Annotated in this window: 15 protein-coding genes; 5 read left to right on the top strand and 10 right to left on the bottom strand. The window is 40.2% G+C overall.

Annotated features, from left to right (window positions below):
- Positions 1-3 precede the first annotated feature (3 nt).
- Both H7708_RS07380 and H7708_RS07375 read right to left on the bottom strand, forming a co-directional pair.
- Positions 4-465 (bottom strand): carboxymuconolactone decarboxylase family protein, encoded by a 462-nt coding sequence (locus H7708_RS07380; protein ID WP_223669863.1) that lies wholly within the window; start codon positions 463-465, stop codon positions 4-6.
- 163 nt (positions 466-628) lie between these two features.
- A complete protein-coding gene (locus tag H7708_RS07375; RefSeq protein ID WP_223669862.1) occupies positions 629-1621 on the bottom strand; it encodes an OmpA family protein in 993 nt (330 codons plus the stop codon).
- A gap of 338 nt (positions 1622-1959) precedes the next feature.
- Here H7708_RS07375 and H7708_RS07370 point away from each other — a divergent pair, with 338 nt between their 5' ends.
- The gene (locus H7708_RS07370) at positions 1960-2580 is read left to right on the top strand and encodes a hypothetical protein (RefSeq protein WP_223669861.1); all 621 of its coding nucleotides are present in this window, start codon (positions 1960-1962) and stop codon (positions 2578-2580) included.
- A gap of 95 nt (positions 2581-2675) precedes the next feature.
- On the opposite strand, the gene H7708_RS07365 is transcribed toward H7708_RS07370, so the two are convergent.
- From H7708_RS07365 to H7708_RS07350, 4 genes are all read right to left on the bottom strand, one after another.
- Positions 2676-3074 (bottom strand): 3D domain-containing protein, encoded by a 399-nt coding sequence (locus H7708_RS07365; RefSeq protein ID WP_223669860.1) that lies wholly within the window; start codon positions 3072-3074, stop codon positions 2676-2678.
- Between the two features lie 506 nt (positions 3075-3580).
- Positions 3581-4048 carry a hypothetical protein gene (locus H7708_RS07360; RefSeq protein WP_223669859.1) on the bottom strand — a complete coding sequence of 156 codons (468 nt, stop codon included), beginning with the start codon at positions 4046-4048 and terminating at the stop codon, positions 3581-3583.
- 68 nt (positions 4049-4116) lie between these two features.
- Positions 4117-4515, bottom strand: a complete 399-nt coding sequence (locus H7708_RS07355; protein ID WP_223669858.1) for a hypothetical protein — start codon at positions 4513-4515, stop codon at positions 4117-4119.
- 178 nt (positions 4516-4693) lie between these two features.
- The gene (locus tag H7708_RS07350) at positions 4694-5755 is read right to left on the bottom strand and encodes an ankyrin repeat domain-containing protein (RefSeq protein ID WP_223669857.1); all 1062 of its coding nucleotides are present in this window, start codon (positions 5753-5755) and stop codon (positions 4694-4696) included.
- A 1174-nt stretch (positions 5756-6929) separates the two neighbouring features.
- On the opposite strand from H7708_RS07350, the gene H7708_RS07345 reads away from it, so the two are divergent.
- From H7708_RS07345 to H7708_RS07330, 4 genes are all read left to right on the top strand, one after another.
- Positions 6930-7946 (top strand): integron integrase, encoded by a 1017-nt coding sequence (locus H7708_RS07345; RefSeq protein WP_223669856.1) that lies wholly within the window; start codon positions 6930-6932, stop codon positions 7944-7946.
- Between the two features lie 12 nt (positions 7947-7958).
- A complete protein-coding gene (locus tag H7708_RS07340; protein WP_223669855.1) occupies positions 7959-8825 on the top strand; it encodes a YifB family Mg chelatase-like AAA ATPase in 867 nt (288 codons plus the stop codon).
- Between the two features lie 265 nt (positions 8826-9090).
- Positions 9091-9318 (top strand): MbcA/ParS/Xre antitoxin family protein, encoded by a 228-nt coding sequence (locus tag H7708_RS07335; RefSeq protein ID WP_223669854.1) that lies wholly within the window; start codon positions 9091-9093, stop codon positions 9316-9318.
- 570 nt (positions 9319-9888) lie between these two features.
- Positions 9889-10332, top strand: a complete 444-nt coding sequence (locus H7708_RS07330) for a 5' nucleotidase, NT5C type (protein ID WP_223669853.1) — start codon at positions 9889-9891, stop codon at positions 10330-10332.
- Positions 10333-10502: 170 nt separating this feature from the next.
- On the opposite strand, the gene H7708_RS07325 is transcribed toward H7708_RS07330, so the two are convergent.
- The 4 genes from H7708_RS07325 to H7708_RS07310 form a co-directional block, all read right to left on the bottom strand.
- Positions 10503-11531 (bottom strand): hypothetical protein, encoded by a 1029-nt coding sequence (locus H7708_RS07325; RefSeq protein ID WP_223669852.1) that lies wholly within the window; start codon positions 11529-11531, stop codon positions 10503-10505.
- Between the two features lie 200 nt (positions 11532-11731).
- Positions 11732-12373 (bottom strand): hypothetical protein, encoded by a 642-nt coding sequence (locus H7708_RS07320; RefSeq protein ID WP_223669851.1) that lies wholly within the window; start codon positions 12371-12373, stop codon positions 11732-11734.
- A gap of 34 nt (positions 12374-12407) precedes the next feature.
- Positions 12408-15599, bottom strand: a complete 3192-nt coding sequence (locus tag H7708_RS07315; RefSeq protein WP_223669850.1) for a DEAD/DEAH box helicase — start codon at positions 15597-15599, stop codon at positions 12408-12410.
- Complete coding sequence (locus tag H7708_RS07310; RefSeq protein WP_223669849.1) at positions 15596-16426, bottom strand: Hachiman antiphage defense system protein HamA; 831 nt, start codon at positions 16424-16426, stop codon at positions 15596-15598. The genes H7708_RS07315 and H7708_RS07310 overlap by 4 nt, the downstream gene beginning before the upstream one ends.
- Positions 16427-16533: the final 107 nt, after the last annotated feature.

Genomic DNA, 16533 nt, shown 5'->3' with positions numbered 1-16533 from the left:
CCCTTAAATCGGTCGTGGTTCACCTATCTTCGGCTTAAAAACCTTGGTCACTCGGTTCCAATGATTAATGGCGTTAATCGCAACGGTCAACTCCACAAACCCGCGCTCACCAAACCTCTCTATTGCTGATTGATATACATCGTCGGGAATTTGCTGACAACCGGTCATTAATTCCGCCACTTCTAAAGCCAACGTTTCCTGTTCAGAATACAGCGGCATATCTTTCCACGCACTTAGCCCATAAATTCTTTCGGGTTTCTCACCCAGCTCGATCATTTCCTTGGTATGCATATCAATACAGAAAGCACACTGATTTATCTGTGACACTCGAATTTTGACCAGCCCTAAAAGTAGCGCCATTTCCGAACCACCTTTATGAAATTGATCACGCAGATAGTCCTCTAACTGAAATAAGATATCGAATACTTCAGGGGAACTTTGTAAATAATTTAAACGTTGATTCATAGCACGTCTCCTGTATAAAAATGCAAGAATAACGCTTTATATTTTTCAACGATTGAATATTTTCGACACCGATACCCTTGATCGATTTAATCGCTGAGGGATACCTGGACCTGCTAAAAAAAGATAAACAGCCCAGTACATTTACTGGGCTTTATCGATACTTTCACTGCGCGACCAGCTCCACTCGGCGATTCTTGGCACGCCCCTGCTCTGCGTTATTACTCGCAACGGGGGCAGCATATCCCACTCCCCACGGTTTTAAACGACTCGCATTGATCCCATAGTTACTGGTCAAAGCTTGCTTAACCGAAGCAGCACGGCGCTTCGACAGGTCGACATTGTAAGCAAAGTCTCCCTGATTATCGCTGTGGCCAACGACCAATAATTTTAAGTCAGGATTATCTTTCAACAGTTTGGCTATTTCATCTAAGGTCGGTTTAGACTCTGACTTGATGCTTGCCTTGTTGCTATCGAAATACAGTCCATACAATGCAACTTTACCGTTCAAGTCTATCTTTTCAGCCATTTCACTGGCTTTAACCATAACCACTTTACTTTCCTGCGCTTTTTCTTCTAACACATCAACTTGTGCAAATACCCGTTCGCTACTGCCTTCGCTGTTGGTTCGGCCATTTTGAATCACGTGCAACGAGACATAGGCATCACCTTCTGCTCTCGCTATCTTTGCCACTAAATAGCGCGTTTTATCGTTATGCGCATTTCCGAATACCAGTGCAAGAACACTGTAACCCGGAGCTACGTACTTAAAATTATTACCACTTCCCCTTGTGGTACAAGACTCCTGGCCACTATTACCGCTGCACTCAAAAATGATTTCAGCATTATTTTTCGCAAGCGCATCTTCGTAGGCTCGAAACATTGCTAAACTACTGGTTCCTTGCGGAGCGCGATAAGTCATTCGCGTTAACTTACCCTCTCTGGTCACCATATGCTTAGCATTCTCTTTTTTGACGCGTGACGTTAATGGCTCGACAATAAACCGAAACTCATCAAAATCTCTATAGCTGTATTCGATGATCTCAGCTCCCTCAAAACGCCCGGTCAAAGGATGATCCTTTGCACCCTCGACATCAGCTGCCGGGGCTGTGACAGCCCAACACATGATGCTTATCGTTACTGCAATTATTCGTAGCATTTCATAACTCCTTGTCGTTAATTTCTTTGTTCACACCTGATCGCTGAAAACACTTTCCCCCAGCCCGGCTCAACTCCATTCTACAAATAAGCCGTTTTTAGGCTCTAAAGCAGTCCACAACATACCAAATTCAGCCCCTTAAAGCAGGCATAACAGCTCATTAATCAGTTTTTACCCCTCGCATGTCACTGTCTTTGCGGCTTAGCCCTTAATTCTTCACAAGTTTTACATAAGCGACTGTACATCATGCGCCAGCCTTCCTATGCTATTGTTAAGCAGGGCATTCGGTTCATGGTTCCCATACCAACGATTGAACCCACAGGACAAGGAGTTTCACTATGACAACATTTAGCAATAAAACACATAAACATACAGGCACCGCTTCCTCGGCCATTATTACTCTCCTTGCTATCGTCGTTATAGGCGGTGGCATAGCATACTTTACACTCAGTAACGACCAGTCATTATCAAGCTCCCCTTCGGCGGTGACCCAATCTACAGACGCGCCCAAACAAAACGTCAAAGCCAGCCAACCCCCTGAACAACAAAAACAAGTCTCCGTTGATGCCGAAGCCTTCTGTACTCAACTGACAGAAGTAGGCAATGTATTTAACAAAGAATATACGGGCGGTAGAGTCAGGGAAAATGCCTCCTACGGTCCAAAAGCCGGATGTTCTTGGAACGGCCCTTCTGTCACCGTATATTTCGGCGATAAATCTTACCATCGCATGAGCACAGGCTTTGGTTCTGAAGTTAATACCGATTACCCGGGACTCGACTTTCCGGCTTTTAAAAAAGAGACTTCTACGACAACTGCTGGCTATGAAATTCGTGTAAAGTCAGACAAAGGATGGACAATAGTAATCAACGATGGTCGAGGGCTAAAACAGGATATTACCAAGCAACAGTATAACGCTATCGCCCACATTGTTAATGATGTGTTGAATAAGCATTATTAGAATTAAGAGTTACCAGAAAAAGCATGGCCCGAACCGCACATAATCACTGGAGTGCTTTTAGAGCACTCCCTGTGCTACATGCATGGATAATGTTTTTATTGTGATGGTGTAGAAAGATTCCAGCGAATAGTCACTGTTCGTTTGCCCCACTTCCGTGCCGAAGCTTTGTCTGTCATCAAAATATCAATTTTATTGCGCCAACGACGGTGCATCTTATCCAGCACCATAAATTTCCCCATGCCCACAATTTCGACTTCCGTCTTATGCTTCAGTCCTTTCTTAATCAAATCCCGAGACACCGCAATTGCCTTCATTCCCGGCTTCAGCCGATCACCCCAGGCAGCCACACCAATATGACCTTTTTTCGTTTCATCCTCAGCAATAGTATATGCCGTCGCCGTCACTTCCTGACTCAACTCTTGACCAGAGTTCTGCTCTGTACTTTTTGCTGACAAGCTTAAAATTGCGAGAAACGTTATTACCAAAAATTTCATGCAGCCGCCTTCTTCATCTCATCCTCTAGTTCGACATAAGGCTAACAAAGCAGAAAGTAAAAACCAGTTCCCGTGTCTCGAAATTGATAATTTACCAAGGAGCGGAAATAAATCCTTTACCCTTTTTAGGTTTTATTCCGATGTCGCTGCCTGTTTTTTAGAGCCGGGCTCACGGGCCGACAATACTTGGTTAGACTTCTGCTGGCTCCGGGCTCTGCTTCTGTCCCTCGGCAGATAAAGTGTTTTCGATCCAGTCTATGTAATGAGAAATACGAACATTATTTCCACCGTCACCATACTGCGGACCGGTATAGGTGCGTAAATCTCTGTCGCTGGAATCCCAGGCAATCAGGAAGAGCTTTGAAAAAGCACCACTACTTATTCGAGTCTTGTCTGCCTAGGTTCATCTGTTAGTAATTTGCGACTACTATAAGTCTGGAGCGGGCACTAGTAATACTAAAATAAGCCACCGGTACTAAAAGCATCGCAGAGCCGGATGACTTTTTTCAGTTATTATATTCTTCTACCGCCCTCCGTAAGCGAATGAGGCAGGCTAATGCTGATTTTTTATCAGGAAACGTGATTGTTACCTTGTTCCCAGTACAGCTGAACTTTAACTGCGAGGTACCAAGCATTCCAGGTTTGACTTTGATTGTATTTGGAGCTACTTGCCCAAAGCGATAAACCTTTCCAGTCCCACTCAACAAGTAGCCTTCCGAAGAAATCCTCAAAGCATTAGAAGTTAGGACAATAAACCTTCTCTGATCTTTTGCACTCATTGCCCCTTGGTCAAAGAATATCAGTAAAAGGCCCAATACCAAGGCAGCACCTGCCGCCTCAATAACAGGCATATCGGAATAATACCAGATCACAGCAGCAGCAATAGGCGAGAGGACTGCTGCATAAAGCAACCTTTCCTTCAACGAATAGAAATCACTTTCTTCAATGGTGTGCGTCCATATCACCTCTGACATTTCCGTAAGCCCCTTTTACATTTAACATTATATTCTTAGTCTAAAGATTTTTAATCCTGTTTTGTCACCTACATCAAAAGCATATGATGATCATACACACCTTCTTTTTCCGTTCTTTCTTTATCAAGTGAGTCCATTTCTGCCAAACATGCCATGGCTGTATTATATTCTTCACAACCATCCTCAAAAGATTGATGAAACATTCGCAGCAAGTAATCAAACGATTTATCTGTACCAAGAGCACCAAGGGTATATGCAAGTTCTATAAGTATCTCCTGACCGCCATATTCATCAAGAATTTTGGTTAAGCGTCCTAAATGCTCGTCAGTTATATGACCTCGAACAGATTCTAATGTTTTTATTATATTTTCTTCTGCTTTTCTAAAACTATCGCTACCATATTTTTCAGTCATTAAAACTTTAAAATGAGCTTCATACTCATCTAATAATTTATTTACGTCTATCATGGATTCCTCTTTTTTTACTGAACGCCGGTCGAGAAGGCTCAGCCCACTTAATAGTAAACTTAACGCAGCGAGCCACAAATAATTCAAAGCTATAGAACACCTTGATGCCCCCCCTTAAACTCTGCTGCGCTAATCATATACCTGTAAACTAATGGGTATATTAAAAATACGTTTTAAACTACGCTGTTTCTTTTTGCATTTGCTCTAAGATATTAATAATTACCTTTATATCTTCGGCGCTTCCCTGTTCATCTAAAGGCTCATAATCAATAACAAGCGGTAAGATTTTTAAGGTCTTTTTTGCCGCCTCTATCGGGCAATACTCGCCATCAAAATCAGGGGCCGCTCCCTTTTCAATCAATTTTTCAACCACATCCAGCAGGCCTGTGCTTGCAGCTAAGCTTAATGGTGTTCCGAATCTATCACCTCTAACTGCATACACAGCGTTTAAATCAAAGTCATAACTATCTAGCATATCTAGCGCTATTCTTGTTTTTGTTTCTGCATCAACTTCGAGGCTAGCTATGACTTCTGTAAGTTTTGAGGAGGGCAGCTTTTTCCAACCCATCGGCTCTGGATTTACAAGTTGAGCACCTAGCTCAAGAGCTCTCTTCAGATATTTAGTATCGTATATTTCTGGGTTAAATAACGCTTCGTTAATATGCACAAACCCTTCATGTTCCTGAACGAAATCAGAATCCTCTGTAGGAGACCACACTTCATCTTCATCATCGTCCTCGTCGTCTTCAAGTGCATCCTCTACATCGAGAGAGCCTGACAAATCTTCCCTGATTTCTGAAGGAGCCAGCTCTAACCATGTTTCTCCAATTTCCTTTTCTCTCTCGACGTTGTGATCACCTTCAAAGTCCACATATTCAAAATAAGACTCACCATCGTTATTCAGAACATAATATTCATCGTAGCCGTATTCATGACTAATCTTTCCATATACTTCTAAGTCTTTACCTTTCTTGATTAGTGTTTTAATTGCTGGCATCCACTCGTCACCAAAAGTGATGATCCGCAAATAGCCATCTACTAACTCCATCCCCTCAGCAGTAAACCTGGACCATTCATGAAGCTGACATGATGAAGAGTCACTACTTTTACTTGCATCTATTCCCGCATGTTTAAATAGAGCAGTCATAGATTCATAAGTAACCTCATCAAAGTCGCTCAAAAGCGTTTTCATTAATTGCTCTGGTGCTTTGATTAGTACATAACCACTTGCTTCTGCCATTATAACTCCCCTATTAGATAGTTTCCGCTTGACAATATTAATTATGGTTGAGCTGAAAGTAACGCCAAGTCAGGTGGTATCTATGCGGTGATAAAACCATGAAAGATTTTCTAGGCTTCATCGCCCTGCTAACCGCTTATTATTCAAAAACCGTCACATTCAATTTTGAAGTGATTGTAGAACAAAACCAATTGGGATTTCCCTAACGAAAAGCTTTCCGTTTTCTAACGCTATATTTGCAATAATCTCTTTCTCTTCGACGTGATATGCTTTGCTTTAACCGAGACAAGCTATTTTTATTGGTTAAAGGACCTTCACATCTCGAGCCTGAATTTGACGTGGTAAAGGGCTAGACTCTAACATCTTGCCCCACTCAGCTAAATGACTTTTTGAAATTTTCCTTTTGGTTCTGCTCCAACCCATTGCTTCCCTTCGTAGTAAACTTGGTTTGCTATTACTCTAACTATCCCTTTCTAATTGGGGTCGGAAAATACGAAGCAAATGCATACAGACCAAGCCAACACCCAAACCTCGCCATAACCTGGCACCACTAGTGAACGTAGCCTCGATTAGCGAACGCGTAATCGAGGACAGAGAGAACCTATAAACAAAACCTCGAAATCACTTAAGTTCTTTCGAGGCTACGCTTGCTTTTCCCTGCTTAATTTCAAGAGGAACTACTAGCTCTCTAGAAATTTCAAATAGTATCCACAAGACTAAAATTGGGATCGCTGAATAAAAGCTAAGCCAATTTATCAGATAAAACGTTACCATAAGACAGACGAAGAAACCTAGACAATAATACAACGGGTTTAGTAGCCAGTGTGCTCCGATGATGGATTTGCAACTTCTGCACTCCACATTTTTAATGAGTAGCGACCAAAGTCTAATTGTGGGTTCTTTACAGTGAGGGCACTTCCTGTTCATCTCTTATCCATATAACATAAGAATACGGCGCATTGCTCGTATCCCATTGAATTTATTGATTTTAATTTTTGATGTTCCATTTGCTCGGAAATACCCCTATAAACCGAACCTAAGCGATTGGCGTATCTTCGTGCGATTTTTTTGTCGTTTATTAGTACCGATCTCCTACAAGCCTTATAGTACATGACTATAGAGTGAGTTCAACTTTTTGTTTACACTAAATTTTTTCAAGCAAACGGAACTTGCCATGGGAAAATCACCTTTTATTAATTCCATTAGAAATATTATGAGAGCGAATCATTACAGCTTTCAAACCGAGAAGAGTTATCTCTACTGGATAAAAGACTTTATTCGCTTTCATCAGCTTGAACACCCACAGAACTTATCTGCTAAGGATGTCAGCTCTTACCTTTCATACTTGGCGGTCGATCGAAATGTCAGCCGCAATACTCAAAACCAAGCTCTCAATGCTTTAGTTTTTCTTTATAAGAACGTTATCGGTAATCCATTAGGTAACTTACCTTCTATTTCTCGCTCAAAAAAACCTGAACGACTACCAACAGTCTTTAGCCGAGAGGAAATTGTTAGAATTTTCAGCCACCTTCACGGCGATTATAAAATTATAGCTTCTTTGCTTTATGGTAGTGGTCTTCGTATTTCTGAGGCATTAAGGCTTCGAGTTAAAGATATCTCTTTTGATACTCATACGCTTATCGTTCGCTCAAGCAAAGGTAATAAAGATCGCGTCACATTACTTTCCGATACTTCCTTTAGTTTACTCAGAAGCCATTTAGATTCTCGCAAGTTAGAGTACCAAGATTTAAAGTCCAGCTCTAACTGGAACGGGGTACACTTACCTAAAGCACTAGGCAAAAAATATCCCCAAGCCTACTTTCATTGGGGTTGGCAGTATGTCTTTGCATCAAAAAACCTTAGTCCTGACTTAATTACAGGAACACTTAGGCACTATCACAGACATCCCAGGGCTGTGGGAAAGGTTATTAATAAAGCCTTCCACGCAGCGAATATAACCAAACACGCTTCCAGTCATGCCTTTCGTCATTCTTTCGCTACACACTTATTGGAAAATGGATATGACATTCGTACCGTCCAAGAATTACTCGGACATAAGAACGTTGAGACAACCCAAATCGTCTTTCCAGACTCCTGTCTTCCCAAGACACTCGCACATCCCTGTGCGTCGTACAGTCATGTTATGAACAAAGGGGCTAATGCAGTCAAAAGCCCTTTAGACCACCTGTAAAAAAGGATATTTATGTCACTTGCTATTGTTTATTCACGCGCTGGGATGGGCATTGAAGCGCCGTTAGTTACGGTCGAGGTTCACCTTTCGCACGGCCTGCCGAGCTTAAATATTGTGGGGTTACCGGAAGCTGCTGTTAAGGAAAGTAAGGATCGCGTTCGCAGTGCGATTATTAATTCAAATTTCGAGTTTCCGGCGCGGCGTATTACCATTAATTTAGCGCCGGCGGATTTGCCCAAGGACGGCGGACGCTTCGATCTCCCCATTGCACTCGGTATCTTGGCCGCATCGGAGCAAATCCCTGCCGAAAAGCTATCTCAGTTTGAGTTTATCGGTGAGTTGGCACTTACTGGCGAGCTGAGACCCGTTAAAGGCACTCTTCCTGTAGCTCTATCCTGCACCGAGGCGCAGAGGACTTTGGTCGTGCCGAAAGAGAATGCTTCGGAAGCGGGGCTGGTGCCTTCTAACCAGGCTTTGCATGCGGAGCATCTGCTCGACGTTTGCGCTTCGCTGGCGCAAAACCAGTCGCTTTCGGTCTGCGAGCCGGGTACTCACCTCAATGGTCACAACTTCGATGTCGATATGTCGGACGTTATCGCTCAGGAGTCGGCTAAACGCGCCATGACGATCGCGGCGGCGGGCAAGCACCATTTAATGTTCATCGGCCCGCCGGGAACGGGTAAAAGCATGCTCGCTTCGCGCATGCCGACGATTCTTTCGTCGATGAGCGAAGCGGAAGCTAAAGAGTCTGCTTCTATTTATTCAGTGAGTCACCTTGGCTTCGACAGCCGTCAGTTTTTTAGCCGCAAGTACCGCTCGCCACACCACTCCTGCTCCGCGCCCGCACTCATCGGCGGCGGCTGTGAATTCTATCGATAAATGAGAATAATATAGATAAATGAGAAAATACTAGCGCTATTTGCGAATAACGACAAAAAAATGCCAAATTAGCAGACTTTTACATCTACAGCATGGATGGGAATGCTCCTTGGTTATACCCTCCCAAACAAACATTGTAAATTTGACTCTAGAGTGGTTAACTTAAATGGTAATAAGTTAACCCAGTAGCTATACCGCAAACCTTATTGACTCACAGAGCTATAGCTTACGATTGCTCTGCTGTAAAGCAGGTGAGGGCGAAACCATGAGTGATTTAGATAGGATATTGAAAAAATACATTCTATTGCTGGAGAAAATAGAATGTAAACCTGACTTATTTTCTATGGCCAAAGAAACGCTGGGCTCAGAAGATGCTGCTATTATATGGCTTATATCGCCACACAAAAAACTCAACAACCAAGCGCCAATAAACTCTGATGACGAAGAAGTAAAAAACTTATTGTTGGCTATTGAGCATGGCGTTTACTTATAGTTGTTTTTCCCCTATAAACAGTCCGTTTCACTCTTTATATTAATCATATTTACCGACAACCACATGACCTAAGAGGTGCAAATACAGCTATTATTGGTTATTTTGCACTTACCAGCCTCATTTACATCTGTTAAGCACCAATAGAAGGCTCGTCGGTCTAACGAGCTCTTTAAGCCGAAGTTTTATTGCCGCACTCTATAATATTTTGTGAAATACTTCCCGTAATTTCAGATGCCTAACACTGTTTCACCGTAACCCTGTGTTAAAATTCTCAGCACTGGTTAGATTTAGGAATTCACAATGAATCAAATGGAATGGACATACTCACCCCAAAGCAAAACTCTATCGCACCCCAGCGGTCTTAAACTTCAAATCCTCGACCATCGAAACGGCGAGATTTCGGAAATGAACCCTCAGATACCTCAGGATATGGACAGGCTAGAATCCATACAGCTGATTCGGGCTGGAACAGAATGTTTTAGACTAAATTACCGCTCACTTACTCAACCTGAGCAGTCACGATTTGATACAATACTATCTCTTAAGCGGTAAATCACTCGCAGGCAAGAAATGATTATTTATATTGATATGGATGGCGTTCTAGCCGATTATGACAAAGCCTTTGCAGAGGTAAAAAACCATCAGCCCAATGTGGCTTATCCTCAATCTTTGCCACAATTCTTTGAGAACCTTGAGCCCATAGATGGAGCTATTGATGCATTTAATGCGTTAAGCCAAGAGCATGACGTTTATATTTTGACAGCGCCTTCTAATCGGAACCCTCTTAGTTATACTGAAAAACGATTATGGGTAGAGAATCACTTAGGCTTCGAAGCTACCGAACGGTTGATTATCTGCTCTAACAAAGGCCTTCTTAAAGGCGGCATCCTAATTGACGATAACATTGATGGGAAGGGGCAAGAGTCGTTTGAGGGGCAAGTGCTACATTTTGGGAGTAAGCAACTCTCTAAATGGTCAGACATCATCCAAAAGATCACCGTCATGCATTTATAGTTCCGTCTGAATAGAGCAGCTTGAATAGTCTCAATATGCCAGAATAATTGGCATGTAGGAGCAGTAACCAATTGTTTTGTACTTTTCTAACACTGTACCAAGAATAAACTCAGAGCATTAAAACCCCCGGCATAAAGTCGGGGGTTTTTACTATTTGATATTGATATGTTTTAGGTTGTACGCACTCTAAGCCTCTTCAGCCGCTCTGTAACATGATTAGGATAAGCCCCCGTTAAATATTCAACCACCAAAGGATTACTAGCAAAAAAGTGTGATGAAAACATTGACCAAACCTCTTTAGTGACCACACCGTTCATTTTAAATAGCTTTTCTGATTTTGCTTTAATCAACCGACTTCCTTTTTCATTGTGCCTAAAATTACTATCCCGTCGCAGATAATAGTCATCAGGCCTATAATAATGAATCGCTCCATCAAAATGCCTAAAATACTCTTTCTTTAAATCGTATTCAGCATGGATATATCTTACAGGATGATATATCTCACCATCTTTTTCTATGGTTATGTTGTCTTGCTTGAACTCTAGCGCTTGAAATGTCTTTATCGTTTCTTTGGTGCTCCAATAAATGTCTAGCGCATAAGCGTTGCGAAAAAGTGTTGAGGTTATTAGTGGTGGGGTATCAATAGGAGACCGAAGGTAAGTTGAACCGTCTGGTATCGACTCAATATCATCACTGAACAAGGCTCCATACCAGGTATCAAACTCCATATACCTTGAGTCATTAACGTTTATCCTCACCCGTTCGAGATCTAATGCGAGATATAGCTCGATCTCTGATTCTTGAAGTACCCAAAACTTGTTTATGAAACAGGGCGCCCAATTATTGTGCCGACTCATGCCTCGCCTAAAAGCAGGATGAGCCATTATCATGTAATTTTCAGCTAAATAATATCCTTCAAGAAATTTATCTTTTGTGAATAGATTATCAAGCTGTTTACAGCTAACAAGACCATCTTTATCAACTTCCAACTCAGGGGCTAGCTTAAGTAGGAGGTTGTGTTTATTAGCCAACACTCCGATAGTTTGAACAAAATTGAAGTCACCTTTTTCAACCTCAACCCCTATCGAATCACAATATTCCCTAAAAGCTTGAATTATACTGTCATTAGAGGCTAGCATTTTTCTTTCTAAAGCTTCAGTTTGCTTTCTATATTGCTTCTGTAGCTCGTCATCGGTCACTAATTATTCCTTAAAACCTAAAAAAGCGCATAATTGCAGGTGAATTTAGCAGTAGGGTTTGGGATGTTAGCTGGAGCACCTTCGGAGCTTCTTTTGGGGTATCCTCGTAAATGAGTGGTACCATTACAATGTGGTAACGCATCAACATAACCCTGAATTTCCACGCGCACTCTTTAAAGTGTCTATATTACTGTGCAGAACTATTTCTTGTCTGTGATTGCTTTTATGCCTTTAATAATAAATTTTTTTGAGTACAACTCCGACTTGTAAAATCTTTTTCCACTTTTCTCTGCCGTTTCAATAAGAGCATCCAGCTTTTCTTCCAATCCTTCATCTTTATATGCAATTGACTCGTTACCTGCAAAGGGCTTATCTGGATCATCTGTAATACAGCTGACTGAGGGGTGATTAATTTCGTCAAGATAATTGAAAAATGCTTCTTTTGCTATAACGATTCCACCGTACGCTCTCCATGCATACTTTTTCCCCCAATAATACCCATCGCTAGCACTATGAGAAACTCTGTCATCATTTTTTTGCTTGTTAATATTAAAATCTTCAGATGCAATTTGTTTTGCGTAATTATAGCTAATGTTTTTATTGACGCTTGATACTTTAGACAATGAATGTAATGCAATGATATTTCTTCCGCCTATCTTTTCATAACCTATATTATACCTTTCATTCTCTTCAACAATCTCAATACTTTTCCCTTCGTATTCAAATTTATTTCCTGTTGTCTTAGTTGTAAACGTATGCAGATAATGACCTTCTCCAATCTCCTCAATATTATAGTTATCTACAATTACGTCATAAACCGTTAATAACTTTCTATCCCTCATAAATACCTCTTCACTCCTAAACTTTAATCAAACCTTAAAGGCCTAAGTATTTTTTGTATGCTCTTTCTATCAATTCTTTTGACACCCCCTCTAGTTTTGAGTTTTGTTTTATATGCTCAAAGTCAATTTTTTTGGTGTTTTTAACAAACTCAAGAATCTTACTTGCATTATTTTTATCTATATCACCATACTCTGCTATAAACTGCTCAGAGATTCCTTTAGCAAAGTCTCTTGGGACCCCTAGTTGGCACGCTATTGCTGATACTGGATTAGATACTCCGTATTGTATGTAAGCTGGAAGAAATTCGTTTTTGTTTTCATTTTCTCCATCTTCTTTTGTGTATTTCAATGTTGAAGCATAACTGTGAGCTCCCCAGGAAAGTAATTGCGATACCTTTTTATATATATACTCGGCTGCATGAAAGACTTTACCATCATAATCCAGTTTGTGACTTTCGGGATACTTATCCACCATATCTTTTGGAACAGCACCGTTTACCCACTTTTCGACTAATTCACCTGCTAAGTCAGTTCTGAATGTGGCTTCGCTAATTTTCATTTCAAAGTCAAATTCATCTAGATGCCCAAGCGCACCTATCAATTCTGCAAAACCTTCTGCGCCTGTATTCAGGATATTTTCTGTTCCATGCTTTAAATGTTTGCTGTCATTTATTTCATGCCTCAGCCTTGTTAAAGAGAAATTTGATAACCCCACCGAGTCCGCAGTTTTTACAAAATTTATTTTACTTTTAATGTTGTTTAAATATTCATCAGCTAAGCTTCTTACATTCCGCTTTATTGCAGCATTACTTATTTGCTTGTCTGCAAGTGATGATTGTAAGATAATCTGTAGTCTTTCAGTAACTTTCTCAGGGCCATAAACAACTAGTGCATGCGCTAAATATTGGATAAATGGCCTTAGCGTCACCTTTTCTCTATAAAGCATGCGTATGCTTTCGTAGCTAAAGTCCCCGCTTAATTCAGTAAAGACCTCTAACAAAGGAGACTCTATTTCTTCCTTTGCAATATTTAGGTAACTTTCAAAAACTTTTTCGTCGTTTGGGCGGCTATTTGCAAATATCATATACCCCTTCGATGACAAACCAACCCTTCCAGCTCTACCTGCTATATTCCAGAACTCATTATTGCTTAAATACCTTCCGCCTCTTCTTTGATTAATGAATGCAGACTGCATAATGACGGTACTGATCGGAAAGTTCATGCCTTGAGCAACAGTTGTAGTAGCAGAAAGGAATCGTATGTCACTGGTTTTTACTGCTAATTCAATTAAAAACTTCATTTCTGGAGATATAGATGAATGGTGAAGGGCAACTCCATTTTTCAGGCACTCCACGAGTGAACTTTGCTCTCCATATTCCATCTTAGCGAACTCTATTGCCAATTTTAAGTTTTCGCCAGGTGATTTTATCAGACGGCTTCCTCTAGCTACTTTTTTAGCCGTTTCTAAGCAACCAGCTTTGCTTCCTGGGTTCATGCATAAGACAGTCCCAAACTTTTTAAATGTCTCATTTAATTGTATAACTTGCTCTTTTTTTGACCCTCCAAGTGCATTCTTAAAGACATTTTCCATCAATACTGTACTTCCATGTTTAACGAATGGGTTATGTGGCTCTTCCCACCTTATATTGTAATTTCCTTTTCTCTTACCATCTTCAGCATTAAAATATGGTAAACCCATCAATAACCGTGATGGTTTCCACTCAGTTTGAACCACCATTGATTTGTCTATATCTCTTGATAGCCATTCTGCAACACTTAGTGCACCAGGCATGAAGGGGCTTAATAACAGATATTTTAACTCTCTACACTGATTAATTAAGTTTGCCAATAAAAGTTCTAACCGAGCTCCACGCTCTCCATCTGATACATTATGAGCCTCATCAATCACCATGAGGTTCATTTTTTCAAACCACTTTACTTTAGTTCTAAGCAACATATCTGCTTTTTCATACGTTGCTATAAAAATACCATTGTTCTCGCCAATAATTTCATCTTCAAACGGATCTTCTTCAAATGCTGATCCGACAGCGACAACATTAAGTCCTAGCTTTGAGAAATCTTGTGTTAACTGTATTCTTATCTGGTTAGCAAGCGCCCTTGTCGGTACAACATATATTATGTTTGTTTTATCGCCAAAAATTTGGAAGGTCTGCAATATTGCTAACTCTGCCATTAAGGTTTTGCCACCACTAGTAGGCATTTGAAGAACTTTTGCAACAGGGGAAGGGTCAAGAAGCCTATCTTTTAGTACATCTTGCTGAGAAGGTAATAAACTGAATATATTACCCTCTCTATCTGAGTCAGTAAGCTCCTCAATAAAACTTTTAATGTAATTACCTGTTGTATCAACTCGAAACCAAATTGAATTCCTGTGTAACAGTAACAGTATTCCACCGACTAACTTTGACCATGAAAGCAATTCAAAATTATCACTAATAGCCAAGTAATTATCAGCTCTATTCAGAATGACGTTCAAATAGGCTAAGAAATCAACATTTTCATCACTTGAATCTTTAGCAATTCCCGTCAACAAATAATCGGATGTAATTTTTACTGCATAAGCTATGTGATATAAAGCAGCTGCTTCAGCTGCTTTTTTAGTTCTTGTTAAATTAAAGTTTTGTAACCACTCACCTTCGTACTCTTCTTGAATATCTGCCAGTTCATCAATTATATTCTGTGTTTTTCTTATCTCATCATAATTTGACTGGCTTACAATATATAACAAAGCACAAGTTGTAGTTATTTTTACTCTTTCTTCCCAGCTTTTGTTCTTTGATTCAATCAATTCTGAATGTATCGCATACTCTACCTTACTTGACTCTATACAACTTTTAAGTCTACTGAGATTTCTAGAGTAATAGCCCGAAATAACTAAATGCAAGACATCTTCGAGATCGAGGTCAGAGTCAAACTCTAAACTTGAATCTAAAAGCAACTCCCAACCTAAAAATAACTTTTGCTGATCTTCCCTATCTATTATATTTGTTCTTCCTATATCAATTAGAAACTGTTCTAATCCTGTGTCACCTAGAAGATTTGATGCCTCTATCCTCAATACCGTCAATAATTCTTGCTTGTTATCAATTTCTTCATCAGATATTTCTTCTCCATAGATCGCTGACTGTAGTAAACCATGATCTAGACTTTTAATTGATTCATTGATCTTAAAGTCAGGAAAGATATCTCTGATATTGATATTCATTTCTTACTCACTTTCTCATAGGCTAACTGACATAGTTGCTCTATTTCGTAGCCATTCATTGAACAAGAAACACCATCACTGCCATTTGGCGAATAATCTTGGTTACTCCCCATAAACCCTTCGAGATCTTCTTTTCTAGCTGTTACTTTTCCTCGAATTAAAACTGGGCATATCCTTTCAACAACCGATTCTGGTTCCGAGTGTAGACCTCGAATCCAATTCGTTAATAGTTGTTTTAACTCGTCATTACTTTGATATTGTCGATACATTGCTACCAGGGTGGTAGTTAATTTTCTTATCCCTTTCCCACCAAGCGCATTTCGACAATCGCTTAGTAGACTTTTTGCGACGGCGGGTGGATAGTTTTTATCTTCAGAGGTTTTAACCTCTACTATCACTAATTTTTTTTCGTTATTAAGATCAACTAGCCCGTAACCATCAAGTCCTAATTTAGGTTGATCAGGATTTTCTTTCAGCGAGTGGGTAGCAAAAGGAAATGATATATCAGTGCAGTGATCAAGAACGACCTGTGCAGCTATTTCCCCAAACTCATTCCTAGTAACCCTTAATTGCGGCTTTTGATTAGGATTGTCTTCTGGAAGAACAGCTTTAACGAGAGTCTCTCGCAGGTTTTCCATATCAAAATTGATATCATCCCCTTCAAGTAACTCATCTATAACCTCTAATCCTGATGCACTATTTATCCTATCTACGCAGGCTTTAATAAAGGCATCATTTTCATCTCCCAAATCTATTTGGGCGTCCAATATGTACCAATTATTAATCCCGTCTTCTATTTCTTCTTTTTCTTTAAATACTTTTTCCATTAAGAATCCCCTTAGTCCTAGGCCAGCAATATACAGGCATTTCCTTAAGGATTCAAAATAAGTTAATTGACTATTAGCATTAATAATTAAACTTGACATATAGTAAC

It is taken from the genome of Kangiella shandongensis, assembly GCF_020005365.1.
GTDB lineage: Bacteria > Pseudomonadota > Gammaproteobacteria > Enterobacterales > Kangiellaceae > Kangiella > Kangiella shandongensis.
Note: the sequence above shows the minus strand (reverse complement) of the source record. Positions and strands in the feature narration are given on the sequence as shown.